The following is an 18,747-nucleotide window of genomic DNA, read 5'->3' on the forward strand; positions in this document are numbered from 1 at the left end:
TGCCTCTGCCTCTTCCGCTGCCTCATGAGTACAGGTTGTCCTTCGCCAGCTCGTGGACGTGGTCGTGGTCATGGCCGTGCGGGTGACCCGGCGCGTGGTCGTGCCCGGCGCCCGGCACGTGCGGCTCCGTCACCGGCAGCGACGAGTCCGCCGACAGCGCCCAGTCCGACGCCGGCCGCCCCCGGGCCACCATCTCCGCGCCCAGCGCCGCCACCATCGCCCCGTTGTCCGTGCACAGCCCCGGGCGCGGCACCCGCAGCCGGATACCCGCGCGCTCGCACCGCTCCTGCGCGAGCGCGCGCAGCCGGGAGTTGGCCGCGACGCCGCCGCCGATCATCAGATGGTCGACGCCCTCGTCCTTGCAGGCGCGGACCGCCTTGCGGGTCAGTACGTCGACCACCGCCTCCTGGAAGGAGGCCGCCACGTCCCGTACGGGCACCTCCTCGCCCGCCGCGCGCTTCGCCTCGATCCAGCGCGCCACGGAGGTCTTCAGCCCGGAGAAGGAGAAGTCGTACGGGGCGTCGCGCGGCCCGGTCAGCCCGCGCGGGAAGGCTATGGCGGCCGGGTCGCCCTCGCGCGCCAGCCGGTCGATCACCGGGCCGCCGGGGAAGCCGAGGTGCAGCACACGGGCGATCTTGTCGAACGCCTCGCCCGCCGCGTCGTCGATCGTCGCGCCCATCGGCCGTACGTCGCCGGTGATGTCCGGCGCGAGCAGCAGCGACGAGTGGCCGCCGCTGACCAGCAGCGCCATCGTCGGCTCCGGCAGCGGGCCGTGTTCGAGCTGGTCGACGCAGATGTGCGAGGCCAGGTGGTTGACGCCGTACAGCGGCTTGCCCAGGGCGTACGCGTACGCCTTCGCCGCCGACACCCCCACCAGCAGCGCCCCGGCGAGCCCGGGGCCGGCGGTGACGGCGATCCCGTCGAGGTCGCGGGCGGTGACCCCGGCGTCCTTCAGGGCGCGCTCGATCGTCGGGACCATCGCCTCCAGATGCGCCCGGGAGGCGACCTCGGGCACCACACCGCCGAAGCGCGCGTGCTCGTCGACGCTCGACGCGACGGCGTCGGCGAGCAGCGTGGTCCCGCGCACGATGCCGACACCGGTCTCGTCGCAGGAGGTCTCGATGCCGAGGACGAGCGGTTCGTCAGCCATGGTTCTCAGTTCCTGCCGTCTCTGTTCCGTCTGCCGTCCCGGTGCTGTCCGGAGCATCTGTTCCGTCCGCGCCGTCCGTGCCGTCGGCGTCCTGGGCGCGGAAGCGCATGACCAGCGCGTCGACGTTGCCCGGCTGGTAGTAGCCCCGCCGGAAGCCGATGGGCTCGAAGCCGAAGCGTTCGTACAGCTTCTGCGCCCGTGTGTTGTCGACCCGTACCTCCAGCAGTACCTCTTCGCACTCGAAGGCGGTGGCGTGCTGGAGGAGGTCGGTGAGGAGACGGGAGCCGAGGCCGGTTCCCCACTGGTCGCGGGCGGCGGCGATGGTCTGTACGTCGCCGAGCCCGCCCGCGGCGGCCAGTCCGGCGTACCCGACGATCTTCCCCTCGCCGCGCTCCTCCGCGGCCGTCTCGGCGACCACGTAGCGCCGCGTCGCCCCCGGGCCGCGCGCGTGCGCCAGCTCCGACCAGAACATCCCCGGTGACCAGGCGTCCTCGGGGAACAGATCGCGTTCGAGCGCGAGCACCGGTTCGATGTCCCACCAGCGCATCTCGCGCAGGAGGACGACGGCGGCGGACTCCAGGGAGGCGGTCACTTCGGGGTGACCACCTTGTAGTTCTTGGGCACCTGCGCGTCCGGCCGCCGCAGGTAAAGCGGCAGCGGCGCGAGGAACTCCCCGCCCGCGGCGAGTCTCTCCACCGCCAGCGCGGCCAGCGCCTGGGCCGACTGGTGCTCGGGGTCCCGCGCGTCCGGGAAGACGTCCGGGTAGAGCAGCGCCCCCGCGCCCACCACGGGCAGGCCCGCCGTCCGCTCCGCGAGGTCGGCGGGGCGGTCCACCGCGGGCTCGGTCAGCCGCGTACGGGCGTCCGCGTACCGCGCCCAGTAGACCTCCTTGCGGCGCGCGTCCGTGGCCACCACGAACGGCTCGGTCAGGCCGGACGCGTACGCCAGCCCGTCCAGGGTGCAGAGCCCGCGCACCGGGACGCCGAGCGCCGAGCCGAAGGTCACGGCAGTCACCAGCCCGACCCGCAGTCCGGTGTACGGTCCGGGCCCGACCCCGACCACCACCTCCGTGACGTCGTCGGGTTTCCGGCCGGCGCGGGCGAGGACCCGCTCGACGGCGGGCAGCAGCAGCTCCCCGTGGCGGCGGGCGTCGGTCCGGCTCTCGGTGGCCAGGACGGAGGAACCGTCGTGGAGGGCGACGGTGACGGCGGGCGTGGCGGTATCAACGGCGAGCAGAAGCACGCAAACAGCCTACGGCTCCCGGCGCCGGGGCACGGCGCCCCGCCCCGTCATCCCGCTGCTGCTAACGTCACCACGGAGTCATACGTACGAGAGGTGGATCAAGGTGTCCAGGAGCAGCTCGGGAATCGTGGCCGGGCTCACCGCAGCGGCTGTCGCCGTGGTCGGTTTCCTCGCCTTCCAGGCATCGGCGCACGTCCCCGACACCCTCGGGAAGCCCACAAAGAGCCGTCCCAGCTCCTCCTTGCCCCCCGCCGGCGCCCCCGCGCAGAAGCCGAAGGACCCGACGGCCGTACCCGCCGCCTCGGGCGCGGGCGAGCGGGTCGTCTACGCGCTGGCCGACCGGCGGGTGTGGCTGGTGGACGAGAAGGGCCGGTCGACGCGGACGTTCGCGGTCATGCCGAGCACGGTCAGCCCGCCCCCCGGCTCGTACACGGTGACCTCGCGGTCCGGCTCCGTGACCGGCTCGGACGGCGTACGGATCGAGCACGTGGTGCGCTTCACGACCGTCGACAACGTGGCGATCGGGTTCAGCGCGGCGGTCGATGGCACGCTCACCAGCCCGGACCCGACGCTGAAGACGGGCGGGGTCCGGATGAAGGTGGCGGACGGGAACGCGATGTGGACGTTCGCGACGGTCGGCTCGAAGGTCGAGGTCGTCCCGTAGGGCGACAGAGCGGCCCGTAGGCCGACAGGGCCCCCAGGACAACAGGGCGGCCAGGACGACGGGGCGGCCGGTCGGCCCCCTCGTCCGTCCGTTACGCGGCGTCGCGCTCCCGCGCGGCGCCGCGCTTCTGTTCGCCTTCGCCGTTCTTCCTCAGCAGCTCCAGCCCCGCTTCCCGCCCCGCGTCCGGCTCGGGCGCGCTCGGTGGCGTGGAGACGGCCCGCGCCGCGGCGCACGACGCCAGCAGGTCTTTCATGGGGACGGACGACGGCGACAGCGACCGCGTCGGATACGACGAGGGCCGCGGACGGATGTCACGCTCGGGCGCCGGCATGGGTGCCTCCTGGGGCTCCGGGGGCAGGCATGGTTAGGTAGACCTAACCAGGTCTCCCCACCATGTGACCACGCACGGCACGGCACGCGCAACATTTTGCCGACGTCTTGTCGGAATGTACGGAACGGCTGACCGAATCACCCCCGATCCACGGGTTTCACGAGGTCGGCGCGGCCAGCGACGCCAGATCCGTCTCCGCCCACCGGCCGCCGATCCCGGTCAGCGTGACCGTGCGCCGGTCGTCCTCCCCGTCGTCCGGTACGGGCTCCGCCCCGCCCACGACCCGGTCGATGACCACGTGCAGCCGGTCGTCCGACAGCTCCTCGACCTTGCCGTCGCCCCACTCCACGACCACCACGGAGTCCGGCAGCGAGACATCGAGGTCCAGGTCCTCCATCTCGTCGAGACCGCCGCCGAGGCGGTACGCGTCGACGTGGACCAGCGCGGGCCCGCCGGTCAGGGAGGGGTGGACGCGGGCGATCACGAAGGTCGGGGAGGTGACGGCACCCCGCACCCCCAGGCCCTCGCCCAGGCCGCGCGTCAGGGTCGTCTTGCCGGCGCCCAGTTCGCCGGTGAGCATCACCAGATCGCCGGGGCGCAGCAGCGCGGCGAGGCGCAGCCCCAGCTCCGTCATCCGTTCGGGCGACCCGATGGTGACGGTGAGGGTGACGGGGTCCTCCGGGGACCCGGGGACGGGGGTGGCGGCGACGTCGTCAGGTGCCGGGCTGTGCGGTGCTTCCATGCGTCCCCACGTTAGACGGTGCGGGCACCGCCCCGACCCGGACCAGCAGGTCGGCGAGCCGGTCCGTGACGACCTCCGGGTGCTCCAGTATCACCAGATGGCCCCCGTCGGGGACGATGACCAGCTCCGCGTCGGGCAGCAGGTCGCCGATGGCCTCGCTGTGCGAGCTGGGGGTCACGAGGTCGTTCTCGCCCGCCAGCACCAGCGCGGGGACGTCCAGGAAGGCGGGGAGCGCCTTCGCCTTGTCGTGCTCGGTGAAGGCCGGGTAGAACTCGGCGACGACATCGATCGGGGTGGACTCCAGGAGCCGTTCCGCGAACCGCGCGACGGCCGGGTCCACGTCCTTCGAGCTGAAGGAGTACCGCTTGATCACGCCCGCGGAGATCTCCGCCGTGGCGCGCCGCCCGCGCTCGACCAGCTCGGCCTGCGAGCCGAGCATCCGCAGCACGCCGGGGAGCACGCTGCGTACGGCGTTGACCCCCAGGGTCGGCAGCCCGTACGTGACCTCGGCGAGCTTCCCGCTCGACGTGCCGATGAACGCGACGCCCACGACCCGGTCGCGTATCAGCTCCGGGAACTGGTCGGCCAGCGCCATCACCGTCATGCCGCCCATGGAGTGCCCGACGAGCACCAGCGGCCCGTCGGGCGCGGCGGCGTCGATGACGGCCTTCAGGTCGCGGCCGAGCTGGTCGATCGTGACCGGTACGGGGTCGGGTCCGCGCTGGGCCTCGCCCCGGGCGGAGCGGCCGTGGCTGCGCTGGTCCCAGTGGACGGTGCGGACGAGGCCGCGCAGCGCGGCGCGCTGGAAGTGCCAGACGTCCTGGTTGAGACAGAAACCGTGGCTGAGAACAACGGTGACGGGCGCGGGTTCCTTACGGCCGAAGAGCCGCCGTCTGCGCGGTCCGGCCGGTCCCGCGACGCCCTCCGCCCCGGCCGCCTCCCCCGGGGTGACCTCGTCGACCTCGTAGTACAGCTCCGTACCGTCGTCCGCGAGGGCCCGGCCCGGGGTGCCGCGCAGGGCGCCGTACGGTCCCGCCGCGTCCAGCGCGAGCCGCGCCTTCCTGCGGATGCCGCGTCCGACGGTCATCCTCTCGATCGCCACACCGGCCGCGGCCCCGGCGGCGATCACGCCTATGGCGGCGCCCGCGATCCCCGTCGCCCTGCGCCAGTTGCCGCTCTCGCTCACGGTGCGCTCCCCGTCGTCGGCCGCGGCGGCTCGGTGGTGAGACCGCCCGGCTCAGCATGCCCGCTCTCGTTCCGGTGGACGCGGGGGACGCGGGAACCGATGCGGGTGACGATCTCGTACGCGATCGTCCCGGCGGCCTGCGCCCAGTCCTCCGCGGTCGGTTCGCCCCGGTCGCCGGGGCCGAAGAGGACGGCCGTCGTGCCCGGCTCGGGCGTGTCTCCGCCGAGGTCGACGACGAACTGGTCCATCGCCACCCGCCCGGCCACCGTCCGCCGCACCCCGCCGACCTGGACGGGGCCGCGCCCGGAGGCGTGCCGGGGGATGCCGTCCGCGTAGCCGAGCGGGATCAGGCCGAGGGTGGTCTCCTCCGGCGTGACGTAGTGGTGGCCGTAGCTGACGCCGTGGCCCCCCGGCACCTGCTTGACCAGCGCCACCGACGCGGAGAGCGTCATGACGGGGCGCAGGCCGAAATCCCCGGGGGTGCCCAGCTCGGGGCTGGGCGAGATGCCGTACAGGGCGATGCCCGTCCTGACCAGGTCGAAGTGCGACGCGGGGACGGTGAGCGCGGCGGCCGAGTTGGCGATGTGCCGTACCTCGGGTTCGACGCCCGCCTTCTCGGCGTACGCGACGACCTCGCGGAAGACCTCCAACTGGGCCGTGATGGAAGGGTGTCCCGGCTCGTCGGCGCAGGCGAAGTGCGACCAGAGCCCGGTGACGCGGACCTCGCCCGCGGCCTGCGCGGCGAGCGCGGCACCGACGAGCTCCGGCCAGTCGGCGGGCGGGCAGCCGTTGCGGCCGAGCCCGGTGTCGGCCTTGAGCTGGATCCGCGCGGGCCGCCCGGCCGCGCGCGCGGCGGCGGTCACCTCGCGCAGCGCCCACAGCCCGCTGACGGACATGTCGAGATCGGCCTCGATCCCCTCCCGCCAGGGGTCGCCGGGCGTCCACAGCCAGCACAGCACCCGTCCGCCGATCCCGGCGGCCCGCAGCGCGAGCGCCTCGTGCGGCGTGGCGGTCCCGAGCCAGGTGGCCCCGGCGGCGCGGGCGGCACGGGCGACGGGCAGCATGCCGTGTCCGTACGCGTCGGACTTCACGACGGCCATCAGCGCCACGCCGTCCCCCACGCGGGAGCGCAGCGCGCGCACATTGCCCCGCAGGGCGGCGAGATCGACATCGGCCCGCGCCCGCACGGTCGCCGAGGTCTGCATGATTCCGGTCATCGGGCCCAGTCTCTCAGCTCACCGCCCGGACCGTGTGCTCACGGGTGACGGCGCCACCCCCGGAACAGCACCCCGGAGCCGCCCGGGGCCGCCCGCCGAAGCCGCCGGGTCGGAGCCGCCCGAGGCCGATCTCCACGGCGAAGGGGACCGGCGCGTACGGGGCACGCTCCTACGCCCCGCCCCCGTCGCCCCCGTCCCCCACCACGTTGCGCCACGCCTCCCCCACGGACGCCGCCACGTCGTCCGCCGCCACCGGTGCGCCGTGCGCGGCGAGCCGGGCCGCCAGGCCGTGCAGGTAGGCCGCCGCCGAGGCCGCGTCGCGGGCCGGGAGGCCGGTGGCGAGGAGGGAGCCCGCGAGGCCGGAGAGGACGTCGCCGCTGCCGGCCGTGGCGAGCCAGGCGGTGCCCGTGGGGTTGACGCGGACCGGGGTCCTGGGGTCCGGGGCGGCGACCAGGGTGGTCGAGCCCTTCAGCAGGACCGTCGCGCCGTAGCGGGCGGCCAGTTCCCGTACAGCCGTCAGCCGGCCCGCCTCCACCTCGGCGCGGGGCACGGAGAGCAGCGCCGCCGCCTCGCCCGCGTGCGGGGTGAGCAGCGTGTCGGCGGTGCGGCGCCCCACCGCCTGGGGGGTGACATGGCGGAGGCCGTCCGCGTCGACCAGGACCGGGACGTCCGAGGCCAGTACCTCGGCCACCGCCGAACGCGACCACGAGCCCTCGCCGAGCCCGGGGCCCACCACCCACGCCTGGACGCGGCCCGCCTCCGAGGGCGGGCCCTCGTGGACCAGCGTCTCCGGGAAGCGGGCGAGGACCGCCTCGCTGCCGGGGCCCACGTACCGTACGGCGCCCGCGCCGCCGCGCAGCGCGCCGGAGACCGCGAGGACCGCCGCGCCCGGGTAGCGCGCGGAGCCCGCGACGACGCCGATGACGCCACGCCGGTACTTGTCGCTCTCCGCCGTCGGTACGGGCAGCAGCCGTGCCACATCGGCGTGTTGCAGCGCCTCCAGGTCCGGGACGGACGGCAGATGGGGGCCGAGCCCGATGTCCACGAGCCGCAGCGCGCCCGCGTGGGCGCGCGCCGGGTCGATGAGCAGGCCCGGCTTGTACGCGCCGAAGGTGACCGTCGCGTCCGCGCGCACCGCCCGGTCCGCCGCCTCGACCTCGCCGCTGTCCGCCTCGACACCGCTCGGCAGATCGACGGCGACGATCACCGCGCCCGCGCCCCCGGCCGCCCGTACCACCGGCACCGCGTCGGGCCGCAGCTCGCCGTGGCCGCCGATGCCGGTGATGCCGTCCAGCACCAGATCGGCGGCGGCCAGCACCTCGTAGGGGTCGTCCGCGACCCGCCCGCCCGCGCCCAGCAGCGCCGTCAGCCCGCCTCGGTGCGCCCGGTCGGGCGCCAGGAGCACCGCCGTGACCCCGGCGCCCCTGCGGGCCAGCCGCGCGCCGGCGTACAGGGCGTCGCCGCCGTTGTCGCCGCTGCCGACGAGCAGGACGACCCGCGCCCCGTACACCCGGCCGAGCAGATCTTTCAGCAGACCGGCGCAGGCGGCGGCGAGACCGGCGGCGGCGCGCTGCATCAGCGCGCCCTCCGGCAGCCGCGCCATCAGCTCGCGCTCGGCGTTCCTCACGGTCTCCACGCTGTAGGCGGTACGCATCAGTCCTGCCCTCTCCCGACCTCTCGACCCCCGCTCGCCTGCCTGCCCGTCAACCCTCCGCGATCACCACGGCGGACGCCACCCCCGCGTCGTGGCTGAGCGAGACGTGCCAGCTCCGTACGCCCAGTTCGGCGGCGCGCGCGGCCACCGTCCCGGTCACCCGCAGCCGGGGCCGTCCGGTCTCCTCCACGTACACCTCGGCGTCCGTCCAGTGCAGCCCGCCGGGCGCGCCGAGCGCCTTGGCCAGGGCCTCCTTGGCGGCGAACCGCGCCGCCAAGGAGGCCGTACCGCGCCGTTCGCCGCTGGGGAGCAGCAACTCGCCCGCCACGAAGAGCCGGTCGGCCAACTGCGGGGTGCGCCGCAGCGACTCCCCGAACCGGCCGATCTCCGCGACGTCGATCCCCACCCCGATGATCACTGAAATCCTGTCTCCCTCACTCCGTCTGCTCCGCTCACCGCGCTCACTCCACGGTGACCGACTTCGCCAGGTTCCTCGGCTGGTCCACCTCGTTGCCCCGGGCCGTCGCCAGCTCGCACGCGAACACCTGCAACGGCACGGTCGCGACCAGTGGCTGGAGCAGCGTAGGCGTCGCCGGGATCCGGATGAGATGGTCCGCGTACGGCACCACCGCCTCGTCCCCCTCCTCCGCGATCACGATCGTGCGCGCGCCCCGCGCCCGGATCTCCTGGATGTTCGAGACGATCTTGCCGTGGAGCACCGAGCGCCCGCGCGGCGACGGTACGACGACCACCACCGGCAGGTCCGGTTCGACCAGCGCGATCGGGCCGTGCTTCAGCTCGCCCGCCGCGAACCCCTCCGCGTGCATGTACGCGAGTTCCTTGAGCTTGAGCGCGCCCTCCAGAGCCACCGGGTATCCCACGTGCCGGCCCAGGAACAGCACCGTCCGCTTGTCCTTGAGGGTGCGCGCGAGGGCCCGTACGGGCTCCATCGTGGCCAGGACGCGCTCCACCTCGCCCGCGATCCGCCCCAGGTCGCGGATGACGTCCCGGATCTCGTCGCCCCACTTCGTGCCGCGCCGCTGGCCGAGGTAGAGGGCGACCAGGTAGCAGGCGACGAGCTGGGTCAGGAACGCCTTGGTCGACGCGACGGCGACCTCGGGGCCCGCGTGCGTGTAGAGGACCGCGTCGGACTCCCGGGGAATGGTCGAGCCGTTCGTGTTGCAGATGGCCAGGACCTTCGCACCCTGTTCGCGGGCGTGCCGCAGCGCCATCAGCGTGTCCATCGTCTCGCCGGACTGCGAGATCGCGACGACGAGGGTGCGCCGGTCCAGGATCGGGTCGCGGTAGCGGAACTCGCTGGCCAGCTCGACCTCGCAGGGCAGCCGCGTCCAGTGCTCGATGGCGTACTTGGCGATCAGCCCGGCGTGGAAGGCCGTACCGCACGCCACGATGACGACCTTGTCGGCCTCGCGGAGCACGGCGGCGGGGATGCGCACCTCGTCGAGGGTGAGGGCGCCCTCCGCGTCGATCCGGCCCAGCAGCGTGTCGGCGACGGCCTTGGGCTGTTCGGCGATCTCCTTGAGCATGAAGGAGGCGTAGCCGTCCTTCTCGGCGGCGGAGGCGTCCCAGTCCACGTGGTACGAGCGGACCTCGGCCGGGGCGCCGTCGAAGTCCGTGACGGTCACGCCGTCGCGGCGCGCCTCGACCACCTGGTCCTGGCCCAGCTCGATCGCGGAACGGGTGTGGGCGATGAACGCGGCGACGTCGGAGGCGAGGAACGACTCGCCCTCCCCGACCCCGACGACCAGCGGCGAGTTGCGGCGCGCGCCGACGACGACGTCCGGCGCGTCCGCGTGGACGGCGACGAGCGTGAAGGCGCCCTCCAGCCGGCGGCAGACCTGGCGCATCGCCTCGGCGAGGTCGCCGCAGGAGGAGAACGCCTCGGCGAGCAGGTGCGAGACGACCTCGGTGTCGGTGTCGGAGCCGAGGTCGTGGCCGCGTTCCGCCAGTTCGGCGCGGAGCGCGGCGAAGTTCTCGATGATCCCGTTGTGGACGACGGCGACCCGGCCCGCGTTGTCGAGGTGGGGGTGGGCGTTGGCGTCGGTGGGGCCGCCGTGGGTGGCCCAGCGGGTGTGGCCGATGCCGGTGGCGCCGTCCGGCAGCGGGCGCTCCACCAGCGTCTTCTCCAGGTTGAGCAGCTTGCCCGCCTTCTTGGCCGCGGCGAGCCCGCCGTCGGCCAGGACGGCGACCCCGGCGGAGTCGTACCCCCGGTACTCCAGGCGCTTGAGACCCGCGATGACCACATCGAGCGCCGACTGCCCGCCCACGTAACCCACGATTCCGCACATACCATTCCCTTTCCGGCTCTTCTCGAAGATCTCTGGCTGTTCCTGACCGTTTCTGATCTTTTCGACCGTGTCGGACGGCATCGTCGCAGACCGCGCACCGGCGGGCGGGGACCTCGGGCCTCTCGTTCGGGTCCTGCCGGGCCCCGCCGGGCCCGGGTGCGCGCGTGCCACGTGACCGAGCCCACCCCGGGCGGCCTCCCCCCTACCGCCGGTCGCGCCGGACAATGGCCGGGTGATCACCTCGCCGCCGTCGCCACCGTCCCGGAGCCCCGCCCGCAGGACCGACCACGGGCCGACCCCCTACGTCGACCTCACCCGGGCCGAGTGGAGCGCGCTGCGCGACAGGACCCCGCTGCCGCTGACCGCCGAGGAGGTCGAGCGGCTGCGCGGGCTCGGGGACGTCATCGACCTCGACGAGGTGCGCGACGTCTACCTCCCGCTCTCCCGGCTGCTCAACCTGTACGTCCAGTCCACCGCCGGGCTGCGCGGCGCCCTCAACACCTTCCTCGGGGACGCGGGCAACGGGCACGGCGCGCAGCGCGGCACCCCGTTCGTCATAGGCGTCGCCGGGAGCGTGGCCGTGGGCAAGTCGACGGTGGCCCGGCTCCTCCAGGCGCTGCTGGCCCGCTGGCCGGAGCACCCGCGGGTCGAACTCGTCACCACCGACGGCTTCCTGTACCCGATGAAGGAGCTCCAAGCGCGCGGGCTGATGTCCCGTAAGGGGTTCCCCGAGTCGTTCGACCGGCGGGCACTGACCCGGTTCGTCGCGGACATCAAGGCGGGCAAGGACGAGGTCACCGCGCCCGTCTACTCGCACCTCATCTACGACATCGTGCCCGGCGAACTGCTCACCGTACGGCGCCCCGACATCCTCATCGTGGAGGGGCTGAACGTCCTCCAGCCCGCGCTGCCCGGCAAGGACGGCCGGACACGGGTGGGCCTCGCCGACTACTTCGACTTCAGCGTGTACGTCGACGCGCGTCCCGAGGACATCGAGAGCTGGTACCTCAGCCGGTTCCGCAAGCTCCGTGAGACCGCCTTCCAGGATCCGTCGTCGTACTTCAGGAAGTACACCCAGGTCTCCGAGGAGGAGGCCCTGGAGTACGCCCGTACGACCTGGCGGACCATCAACAGGCCCAACCTCCTGGAGAACGTGGCGCCCACCCGGGGCCGCGCCACACTGGTGCTGCGCAAGGGTCCGGACCACAAGGTGCAGCGGCTCTCCCTGCGCAAGCTCTGACGTCCGCGGCGTCCGCGACTTCCGCGGCGTCCGCCGGTGTGGCGCGGGCGGGTCCACCGGAGCGGGGCCGCCGGCTCAGAGGGTCGCGAGCGTCCGCCGCATCCAGCGCAGCCTGGCCTCCTTCACGTCACGGGTGATTCTGGTCTTCGGCGCGTCGCCGTGGAAGCCGTGGAAACCGCCGGGCCAGACATGGAGTTCGGCCCGGCCCCCGGCCATCCAGATCCGGGAGGCGTAGTCGACGTTCTCGGAGCGGAACGTCTCGGCGGACCCCACCTCGATGTACATCGGCGGCAGCCCCGACAGATCGGTGGCCCGGGCCGGCGCGGCGTACGGGGAGACCCCGGGCTTCCCCATCCGGTCGCCGAGGAGCGCGCTCCAGCCGGTGTGGTTCGAGGCCCGGTCCCAGGTGCCGACCCCGGCCATCTGGTGGCTGGACGGGGAGTTGTTGCGGTCGTCGAGCATCGGCGCCATCAGGAACTGCCCGGCCGGCTCCGGGCCGCCCCGGTCCCGCGCCATCAGCGCGAGCGCCGCGGCGAGCCCGCCGCCCGCGCTGCTGCCGACCACGAAGATCCGGTCACGGTCGATCCCCAGCTCCCGCGCGTGCCGGGCGGTCCACACCAGCCCGGCGTAGCAGTCCTCCACGGGCGCGGGGTGCGGATGTTCGGGGGCGAGCCGGTACTCGACGGAGACCACGACGAGACCGCCCAGCTCGTGCGCCAGATCGAGCCGGTCGAGGATCCCGAGCCGGTTGTCCCCGCTGACCATGCCACCGCCGTGCACGCAGTAGAGGGCGGGCAGCCGGGCGGAGGACGGGCGCGGCGCGCCGGCGGGCCGGCAGATCAGTAACGAGACGGCGGGCGCCCCGGCCGGCCCCGGCACCTCGCGCTCCTCGAAGGTGAAGGTGCCCTGCCGGCGTATCTCCTGGTCGGTGGGGCGCTGCCGGGCCATGACCTCGCGGGCCAGGGGGATCAGCTCGGGCGTGAGAACGGTGGTGCTCTCGGGGTTCAGTTCGAGTACGACGGCCAACTCGGGGTCGAAGGGGGGCGGGGTGACGGTCATCGGCTCTCCCGTTGTCGGGTTCCCTGTTCCGGGGTGCGGCCCGCGATGACACGCCTTGGGGCGGGCGACGGGCCGCTGCGGTCAGAACTCGTACGCGTCGCTCCCGACGCACCGTAACCACCGCCCCCACACCCCCGCACCCCCGGCGATCCGGCCACCGCCCGGCCGGAATGCAACGGGCGGTTCACGCGGACGGCGCCGGGCCTCCCCGCGTGGCCGTGTCGAGGAGGAGCTTCGCGGCCACCTCCGCGCCGTCGGTGCGGAGCGTGTCCGCCACCGCCCGTGCCCGGGCACGGGTGCCGGCGGACAGGGCCGTGCCGAGTGCGGCGGAGAGGGACGCGGCGGTCGGGGTCGGGCCGTCGTGGGCGACGCCGATGCCCAGTGCGGTCACCCGGGCCGCCCAGTACGGCTGGTCCACCATCTGCGGGACCACCACCTGGGGCGCGCCGGCCCGGGCGGCGGTCGCCGTCGTCCCCGCCCCGCCGTGGTGCACGACGGCGGCCACCCGGCCGAACAGCGCCTGCTGGTTGACCTCCCCGACGACCAGGCAGTCGTCCCGGTCGTCGAGCACCGCCAGATCCGCCCAGCCCCGTGAGACCACCGCGCGGCGCCCCCGCGAACGGATCGCCTCGACGGCCACCCGGGCGAGGCCCTCCGGGGCGCGCATGCTGCCGAAGCCCAGGTACACGGGCGGCGCACCGGCCTCCAGGAACGCCACCAGCCGCTCCGGCAACGGCCGTCCGTCCGGCAGGATCCACGCGCCGGTCCGTACGACACCGAGGTCCGCCGGCTCCCGCCAGGGGCCCAGGACCGGATCCGTCGCCAGCCACGGCTCACCGGTGAAGACATGGTCGCGGACGTTGTCCACCGGCGGCAGGCCCAGCGACGCCCGGCGGATGTTGAGGGCGTCGCCGAACAGCTCCGTGATGCCCCGGGCGTCCAGGTCCCACAGCGTCCGGTTGTCCGCGCCCTCCGGCGGGGGCGGCCAGCCCTCCCGCGGGGCCGGCGGGTGGTGCGGCGACGGCAGGGAGACCGGGTGGTAGCTCGCGTACACGTAACGGATGCCCAGCCGCTCGGCCACGGACCGCGCGGCGACCTGCGCCAGCCCCGCCGCAACCAGGACGTCGCACCCCTCCGCCGCCGCGGCGACCGTGTCGAACTGCTCGGCGACCATCTCGATACGGAGCCGGGCCAGTTCCGCCGCCGACGGCGGCGTCGCCCCGTGCATGAAGGTGCGCACCGGCTTCCCCAGCGGCACCAGCTCCACACCGGCGCCGGCCAGCAGCTCCGCGAACTCCTCGTCCGGCGGCGCGCACACCCGCGCATCGGCCCCGAGCGCCCGTAACCGCACCGCGAGCCCCACCAGCGGTTCGACATCCCCGCGCGACCCGTACGTGGACAACAGCACCCGCATGTGGCGACTCCCGGATTCGTGCGTGCGATCTACGGTCCCGGTCGGTGATTCTGCGGCACGCCCCGGCCCTTGCCGCAAGACCCCGGGTACCCGCTACCCGGGCCGCGCGGGGCCCGCGGGGTCCGTGCGGCCGGGCGTCCCGGCACCGCTCCCCGGCGCGGGGGCCGGATCGGGCAGGAGCAGGCGGAAGGCGCAGCCGGTGCCGGGGCGGTTGTCCAGTTCGAGCCGTCCGCCGTGTGCCGCCGCGATGGCCGCGGCGATGGCCAGTCCGAGCCCCGAGCCGGGCTCCGGGCGGGGCTCGAACCCCGGCGCGCGGTCCCGGCCCGGCGGCGTCGCGCGGTAGAAGCGGTCGAAGACGCGGGACGCCTCGCCGGGCTCGATGCCCGGTCCCTCGTCGGCGACCTCGATGCTGTGCGGGTCCCGGTCCATCCGCTCGGCCAGCTCGTCCCGGATCTCCGCGGCCTGCTCGACCGGGACCAGGTACTTCAGCTCGAACCGGTTGAACGCGTGCAGCCGGCTGGCCACATGCAGCGGCTCCGCGTCCACCCGGCCCGCGTCGGTGCCGGCCTCTGCCCGGCCCTCACGCGCCGCGGCTGTCCCCGACAGGAACACCATGCGCCTCCTTGCTCGTACGTTGCGGACCGACCGGCCTGGCACACGCAACCAACGGCGCATGAGGAGCCCATGAGAATCGCGGGGTTATTCCAGGAGTCTTCGCGACGGCGGAAGCGTGAATTCCAGGTGGCCGGCCGACAGGCCGGAAGCGAGACGGGGGTCATCGCGCACCACTTCGTGACACCACCTGGCGCCACATGGCGCGGACTGGCACCACACGGCACCACACGGTGCCACGTGGCGCCACATGACGCCACCGCAACCCCTCCGGCGCCCCCGACCACACATGACACCACCCCACACCAAGCCTTCCGCCTCACATTTCCGCAGGTGAAAAGGGGTTTCCGGCACCCCACCCCAGCAAGGCGCCATTCAGGCTTGCGCATGGCGCCACAGTGGTGCCATGATGACGTCATGGACCTCACCCCGTATGTCGACACCCTCCGCCGCGAACTCGCGGTGGCCGCCGAAGCCGGCGGCAGCGAAGCCCGCGAGCTGGCCGAGCGGCTCACCGCCCCGCTGGAGTCGGCGACCCGGCTGACCATGCTCAACGTGCTGTCCGCCGCGATGGACGAGATCACCCGCGAGCTCGCCCCCGGCTCGGTCGACGTACGGCTGCGCGGGCTCGACCCCGACTTCGTGGTGACACCGCCGCCCACCGACGGCGGCGCCCGTACGGAACCGGTCACGCCCCTCGAACCCCTCCAGCCCCCGGCATCCGCACCGGCCGACGGCGAGGAGGGCGGCACCGCCCGCGTCAACCTGCGCCTGCCGGCCCATCTCAAGACCCGCGCCGAGGAGGCCGCGAGCCGCGAGGGCCTGTCGGTCAACGCATGGCTGGTGCGCGCCGTGTCGGCCGCGGTCGACGGCGGCCCCCGGCCGCGTACGCCGGAGAAGGCCCGCACGATCGGACAGAGCTTCACGGGCTGGGTGCGCTGACCGCTCCCCGCCCCACCCACCTCACTCCACCTCTCTTCGCCCCACTTCACCCACACCACGTCCCACCAGCGGGGACGTCCCCATGACCCAAGAGGACGGGACAGCCATGCCTTCTTTCGACACACCCGCACCGATCTCGGTCGCCGCCCGCGTGGAGGCCGGCTCCATCCAGTTCACCGCGGGAGACCGCGTCGACACCGTCGTCGAGGTACTGCCCCGCGACCCGGAGCGGGACCAGGACGTACGGGCGGCCGACCAGACCGAGGTGACGTACGTGAACGGCGTACTGACCGTCAGGACACCCAAGCCCCATCTGCTCGGCCGCACCGGCACCGTCGACGTGACCGTCGAACTGCCCGCGGGGTCGGGCGTCGACACGACCGGCGCCTGGACCCAGGTGCTCGGCGAGGGCCGGCTCGGCGACGTCCAGGTGAAGACCTCGTCCGGCGACGTCCGCCTCGACACCACCGGCCCGCTCAAGCTCACCGCGGCGCACGGCTCGATCACCGTCGACCGGATCGAGGGCCCGGCCGAGATCAGCACCAGCTCCGGCAGCCTGCGCGTCGGACTCGTCGACGGCCCCGCCGTCCTGAAGAACTCGCACGGCACCACGACCGTCGGCGCCGCCACCGGCGAGCTGCGGGTGAGCGGCGCCAACGGTGACATCGAGATCCGGCGCGCCGAGGACTCCGTCACCGCCACCACCGCCCACGGAACCCTGCGGGTGGCCGAAGTGGCGCGCGGCACCGTCCAGTTGGAGACGTCCTACGGCGCCATCGAGGTCGGCGTCCGCGAGGGCACGGCCGCCTGGCTGGACGTCAGCTCGGGCTCGGGCCAGGTACGCAACACGCTCACCTCGGCCGACACCCCGGAGGACGCCGAGGACACCGTCAAGGTCCGCGCCCGTACCCGGCACGGCAACATCGACATCCGCCGCGCGCGCCCCTGAGCACCGCCCCGCGGGCGCGGGCCTGAGCACCACCCCTGAGCACCGCGCCCGCGCCCCCGCTCGCCCCGCGCCCACATACACGCCACCGCAGGCGCCTCAGCCACCTCAGCCTTCGAAGGGGAGGGCTCCATGCCTTCATCTGTCATGCCCACGCCCAAACAGAACGGCGAACGACCGTCCCCGGCCGCCGTCTCCGCCGTCGGTCTCCGCAAGTCGTACGGCGACAGGACCGTCCTCGACTCCATCGATCTGCACATCCCGGCCGGGACGGTCTTCGCGCTGCTCGGGCCGAACGGCGCCGGCAAGACCACCGCCGTCAAGATCCTCTCCACCCTCGTCACCGCCGACGGCGGCCGGGCGCAGATCGCCGGCCACGACCTCGCCACATCACCGCAGGCGGTGCGTGCAGCGATCGGTGTCACGGGGCAGTTCTCCGCCGTCGACGGGCTGATCACCGGCGAGGAGAACATGCTCCTCATGGCCGATCTGCACCACCTGCCCCGGGCGGAGGCCCGGCGGGTCACCGCCGAACTGCTGGAGCGTTTCGACCTGGTGGAGGCCGCTAAGAAGCCCGCCGCCACCTACTCCGGCGGCATGAAACGCCGCCTGGACATCGCCATGACCCTGGTCGGCGACCCCCGGATCATTTTCCTGGACGAGCCCACCACCGGGCTCGACCCCCGCAGCCGCCACACCATGTGGCAGATCATCCGCCAACTGGTCGCCGGCGGCGTCACCGTCTTCCTCACCACCCAGTACCTGGACGAGGCCGACGAACTCGCCGACCGCGTCGCCGTGCTCCACGACGGCACCATCGCCGCCCAGGGCACCCCCGACGAACTCAAACGCCTCGTCCCCGGCGGCCACGTACGGCTGCGCTTCTCCGACCCCGCCGCCTACCGCACCGCCGCCGCCACGCTCCACGAGGCCACCCACGACGACGAGGCCCTGTCCCTCCAGATCCCCAGCGACGGCAGCCAGGGCGCCCTGCGCGCCATCCTCGACCGCCTCGACGCCGCCGCCGTCCACGCGGACGAACTGACCGTCCACACGCCCGACCTGGACGACGTCTTCTTCGCCCTCACCTCCCCTGACCGGTCCAAGGAGATCGTCCGATGAGCGCGCTCACCCTCGCCATACGCGACTCGAACACCATGCTGCGCCGCAATCTCCTGCACGCCCGGCGCTACCCCTCCCTCACCCTGAACCTGCTCCTCACGCCGGTCATGCTGCTTCTGCTCTTCGTCTACATCTTCGGCGACGTGATGAGCGCCGGCCTCGGAACCGGCGGCGGGGCGGACCGGTCCGCCTACCTCGCGTATCTCGTCCCCGGCATCCTGATGCTGACCATCGGCAGCACCACGATCGGCAGCGCGGTCTCCGTCTCCACGGACATGACGGAGGGCATCATCGCCCGCTTCCGTACGATGGCGATCCACCGCGGTTCGGTGCTCATCGGGCATGTCCTCGGCAGCGTGTTGCAGTGCGTGATGAGCGTGGTCCTCGTCGGCGCCGTCGCCGTGGCGATCGGGTTCCGGGCCGTCGACGCCACCGCCCTGGAGTGGATCCTGGCGGTCGGTCTGCTGGCGCTCGTCTCCCTGGCGCTCACCTGGATCGCGGTCGGGATGGGCCTGTCCAGCCCGAACGTCGAGGCGGCGAGCAACAACGCCATGCCGCTGATGATCCTGCCGCTTCTCTCCAGCGCCTTCGTGCCGGTGGACGCGATGCCCGGCTGGTTCCGGCCGATCGCCGAGTACCAGCCCTTCACCCCCGCCATCGAGACCCTGCGCGGACTGCTCCTCGGCACCGGGATCGGCCACAACGGATGGCTCGCCGTCGCCTGGTGCCTCGCCCTCACCGCGCTCGGTTACCTCTGGTCCACCTCGCTCTTCAACCGCGACCCGAAGTAGCCGGCGTACCCACGACAAGAACCCGACAGCGGGGGGGCCCCCCCCCCCCGGGCCGGGCCCCAGGCCGGGGCCCCCCCCCCGCCCGGGGCGGGCAGCCCCCCCCCGGCGGACCACCGCAGACCCGCC

19 protein-coding genes and 1 pseudogene are annotated in these 18,747 nt (G+C 73.8%); 6 read left to right on the forward strand and 14 right to left on the reverse strand.

Features of this window, described 5'->3' with window-relative positions; all coding sequences use genetic code 11:
• Positions 1 to 22: 22 nt before the first annotated feature.
• The 3 genes from tsaD to tsaB are packed head-to-tail and all read right to left on the reverse strand — an operon-like array spanning position 23 to position 2,392.
• The gene (gene tsaD / locus ACFXPK_RS22185; protein ID WP_385077911.1) at positions 23 to 1,150 is read right to left on the reverse strand and encodes a tRNA (adenosine(37)-N6)-threonylcarbamoyltransferase complex transferase subunit TsaD; all 1,128 of its coding nucleotides are present in this window, start codon (positions 1,148 to 1,150) and stop codon (positions 23 to 25) included.
• The gene (rimI, locus tag ACFXPK_RS22190; RefSeq protein ID WP_385004843.1) at positions 1,143 to 1,697 is read right to left on the reverse strand and encodes a ribosomal protein S18-alanine N-acetyltransferase; all 555 of its coding nucleotides are present in this window, start codon (positions 1,695 to 1,697) and stop codon (positions 1,143 to 1,145) included. The genes tsaD and rimI overlap by 8 nt, the downstream gene beginning before the upstream one ends.
• 41 nt (positions 1,698 to 1,738) lie before the next feature.
• On the reverse strand, positions 1,739 to 2,392 hold the full coding sequence (gene tsaB, locus ACFXPK_RS22195; RefSeq protein ID WP_385004833.1) for a tRNA (adenosine(37)-N6)-threonylcarbamoyltransferase complex dimerization subunit type 1 TsaB: 654 nt from the start codon (positions 2,390 to 2,392) through the stop codon (positions 1,739 to 1,741).
• A gap of 103 nt (positions 2,393 to 2,495) precedes the next feature.
• On the opposite strand from tsaB, the gene ACFXPK_RS22200 reads away from it, so the two are divergent.
• Positions 2,496 to 3,056: a hypothetical protein gene (locus tag ACFXPK_RS22200; protein ID WP_385004831.1), complete on the forward strand. Its 561-nt coding sequence runs from the start codon at positions 2,496 to 2,498 to the stop codon at positions 3,054 to 3,056.
• A gap of 91 nt (positions 3,057 to 3,147) precedes the next feature.
• Here ACFXPK_RS22200 and ACFXPK_RS22205 read toward each other — a convergent pair whose 3' ends face one another.
• From ACFXPK_RS22205 to glmS, 7 genes are all read right to left on the reverse strand, one after another.
• Entirely contained in the window at positions 3,148 to 3,387 is a 240-nt protein-coding gene (locus tag ACFXPK_RS22205) for a hypothetical protein (RefSeq protein ID WP_385004829.1), read from the reverse strand.
• A gap of 157 nt (positions 3,388 to 3,544) precedes the next feature.
• Entirely contained in the window at positions 3,545 to 4,129 is a 585-nt protein-coding gene (tsaE, locus tag ACFXPK_RS22210; protein ID WP_385004827.1) for a tRNA (adenosine(37)-N6)-threonylcarbamoyltransferase complex ATPase subunit type 1 TsaE, read from the reverse strand.
• Positions 4,101 to 5,315: an alpha/beta fold hydrolase gene (locus tag ACFXPK_RS22215; protein ID WP_385004825.1), complete on the reverse strand. Its 1,215-nt coding sequence runs from the start codon at positions 5,313 to 5,315 to the stop codon at positions 4,101 to 4,103. The genes tsaE and ACFXPK_RS22215 overlap by 29 nt, the downstream gene beginning before the upstream one ends.
• The gene (gene alr / locus ACFXPK_RS22220) at positions 5,312 to 6,520 is read right to left on the reverse strand and encodes an alanine racemase (protein WP_385077945.1); all 1,209 of its coding nucleotides are present in this window, start codon (positions 6,518 to 6,520) and stop codon (positions 5,312 to 5,314) included. Before alr ends, ACFXPK_RS22215 begins: the two co-directional genes overlap by 4 nt.
• Positions 6,521 to 6,701: 181 nt before the next feature.
• Entirely contained in the window at positions 6,702 to 8,186 is a 1,485-nt protein-coding gene (locus ACFXPK_RS22225; protein WP_385077917.1) for an NAD(P)H-hydrate dehydratase, read from the reverse strand.
• 49 nt (positions 8,187 to 8,235) lie between these two features.
• Positions 8,236 to 8,604: a holo-ACP synthase gene (locus ACFXPK_RS22230; protein WP_385004821.1), complete on the reverse strand. Its 369-nt coding sequence runs from the start codon at positions 8,602 to 8,604 to the stop codon at positions 8,236 to 8,238.
• A gap of 43 nt (positions 8,605 to 8,647) precedes the next feature.
• Positions 8,648 to 10,495 carry a glutamine--fructose-6-phosphate transaminase (isomerizing) gene (gene glmS, locus ACFXPK_RS22235; protein WP_385077920.1) on the reverse strand — a complete coding sequence of 616 codons (1,848 nt, stop codon included), beginning with the start codon at positions 10,493 to 10,495 and terminating at the stop codon, positions 8,648 to 8,650.
• Between the two features lie 232 nt (positions 10,496 to 10,727).
• Between glmS and coaA the strand changes: the two genes are divergently transcribed.
• Complete coding sequence (gene coaA, locus ACFXPK_RS22240) at positions 10,728 to 11,735, forward strand: type I pantothenate kinase (protein WP_385007807.1); 1,008 nt, start codon at positions 10,728 to 10,730, stop codon at positions 11,733 to 11,735.
• A gap of 75 nt (positions 11,736 to 11,810) precedes the next feature.
• Here the strand turns inward: coaA and ACFXPK_RS22245 are convergent, their stop codons facing one another.
• The 4 genes and pseudogenes from ACFXPK_RS22245 to ACFXPK_RS22260 form a co-directional block, all read right to left on the reverse strand.
• On the reverse strand, positions 11,811 to 12,794 hold the full coding sequence (locus ACFXPK_RS22245; RefSeq protein ID WP_385077923.1) for an alpha/beta hydrolase: 984 nt from the start codon (positions 12,792 to 12,794) through the stop codon (positions 11,811 to 11,813).
• Between the two features lie 184 nt (positions 12,795 to 12,978).
• Entirely contained in the window at positions 12,979 to 14,208 is a 1,230-nt protein-coding gene (locus ACFXPK_RS22250; protein WP_385077926.1) for a glycosyltransferase, read from the reverse strand.
• 93 nt (positions 14,209 to 14,301) lie between these two features.
• On the reverse strand, positions 14,302 to 14,637 hold the full coding sequence (locus ACFXPK_RS22255; RefSeq protein WP_385077947.1) for an ATP-binding protein: 336 nt from the start codon (positions 14,635 to 14,637) through the stop codon (positions 14,302 to 14,304).
• Positions 14,617 to 14,820, reverse strand: a pseudogene (locus ACFXPK_RS22260) (vacuolar transporter); the annotation flags it as partial. The gene ACFXPK_RS22255 and the pseudogene ACFXPK_RS22260, both read right to left, overlap by 21 nt.
• A gap of 417 nt (positions 14,821 to 15,237) precedes the next feature.
• Between ACFXPK_RS22260 and ACFXPK_RS22265 the strand changes: the two are divergent.
• The 4 genes from ACFXPK_RS22265 to ACFXPK_RS22280 all read left to right on the forward strand — a co-directional run bounded on the left by ACFXPK_RS22265 (position 15,238) and on the right by ACFXPK_RS22280 (position 18,621).
• Complete coding sequence (locus ACFXPK_RS22265) at positions 15,238 to 15,762, forward strand: hypothetical protein (protein WP_385077928.1); 525 nt, start codon at positions 15,238 to 15,240, stop codon at positions 15,760 to 15,762.
• Between the two features lie 106 nt (positions 15,763 to 15,868).
• The gene (locus ACFXPK_RS22270; protein WP_385005599.1) at positions 15,869 to 16,711 is read left to right on the forward strand and encodes a DUF4097 domain-containing protein; all 843 of its coding nucleotides are present in this window, start codon (positions 15,869 to 15,871) and stop codon (positions 16,709 to 16,711) included.
• A 129-nt stretch (positions 16,712 to 16,840) separates the two neighbouring features.
• Positions 16,841 to 17,830, forward strand: coding sequence for an ATP-binding cassette domain-containing protein (locus ACFXPK_RS22275; RefSeq protein WP_385077931.1), 990 nt, complete (start codon positions 16,841 to 16,843; stop codon positions 17,828 to 17,830).
• Entirely contained in the window at positions 17,827 to 18,621 is a 795-nt protein-coding gene (locus ACFXPK_RS22280) for an ABC transporter permease (protein WP_385077934.1), read from the forward strand. Before ACFXPK_RS22275 ends, ACFXPK_RS22280 begins: the two co-directional genes overlap by 4 nt.
• The last annotated feature ends 126 nt before the right edge of the window (positions 18,622 to 18,747 follow it).

Source organism: Streptomyces sp. NPDC059142 (genome assembly GCF_042755665.1).
Classification (GTDB): domain Bacteria; phylum Actinomycetota; class Actinomycetes; order Streptomycetales; family Streptomycetaceae; genus Streptomyces.

Excerpts from the sequence above, each read along its gene's own strand:
- glmS (WP_385077920.1), bottom strand. The coding sequence starts at position 10,495 with ATGTGCGGAATCGTGGGTTACGTGGGCGGGCAGTCGGCGCTCGATGTG.
- ACFXPK_RS22225 (WP_385077917.1), bottom strand. The coding sequence starts at position 8,186 with ATGCGTACCGCCTACAGCGTGGAGACCGTGAGGAACGCCGAGCGCGAG.
- ACFXPK_RS22205 (WP_385004829.1), bottom strand. The coding sequence starts at position 3,387 with ATGCCGGCGCCCGAGCGTGACATCCGTCCGCGGCCCTCGTCGTATCCG.
- ACFXPK_RS22275 (WP_385077931.1), top strand. The coding sequence starts at position 16,841 with ATGCCTTCATCTGTCATGCCCACGCCCAAACAGAACGGCGAACGACCG.
- ACFXPK_RS22280 (WP_385077934.1), top strand. The coding sequence starts at position 17,827 with ATGAGCGCGCTCACCCTCGCCATACGCGACTCGAACACCATGCTGCGC.
- tsaD (WP_385077911.1), bottom strand. The coding sequence starts at position 1,150 with ATGGCTGACGAACCGCTCGTCCTCGGCATCGAGACCTCCTGCGACGAG.
- ACFXPK_RS22270 (WP_385005599.1), top strand. The coding sequence starts at position 15,869 with ATGCCTTCTTTCGACACACCCGCACCGATCTCGGTCGCCGCCCGCGTG.
- tsaE (WP_385004827.1), bottom strand. The coding sequence starts at position 4,129 with ATGGAAGCACCGCACAGCCCGGCACCTGACGACGTCGCCGCCACCCCC.
- ACFXPK_RS22245 (WP_385077923.1), bottom strand. The coding sequence starts at position 12,794 with ATGACCGTCACCCCGCCCCCCTTCGACCCCGAGTTGGCCGTCGTACTC.
- ACFXPK_RS22250 (WP_385077926.1), bottom strand. The coding sequence starts at position 14,208 with ATGCGGGTGCTGTTGTCCACGTACGGGTCGCGCGGGGATGTCGAACCG.
- alr (WP_385077945.1), bottom strand. The coding sequence starts at position 6,520 with ATGCAGACCTCGGCGACCGTGCGGGCGCGGGCCGATGTCGATCTCGCC.
- ACFXPK_RS22265 (WP_385077928.1), top strand. The coding sequence starts at position 15,238 with ATGGACCTCACCCCGTATGTCGACACCCTCCGCCGCGAACTCGCGGTG.
- rimI (WP_385004843.1), bottom strand. The coding sequence starts at position 1,697 with ATGCGCTGGTGGGACATCGAACCGGTGCTCGCGCTCGAACGCGATCTG.
- ACFXPK_RS22255 (WP_385077947.1), bottom strand. The coding sequence starts at position 14,637 with ATGGACCGGGACCCGCACAGCATCGAGGTCGCCGACGAGGGACCGGGC.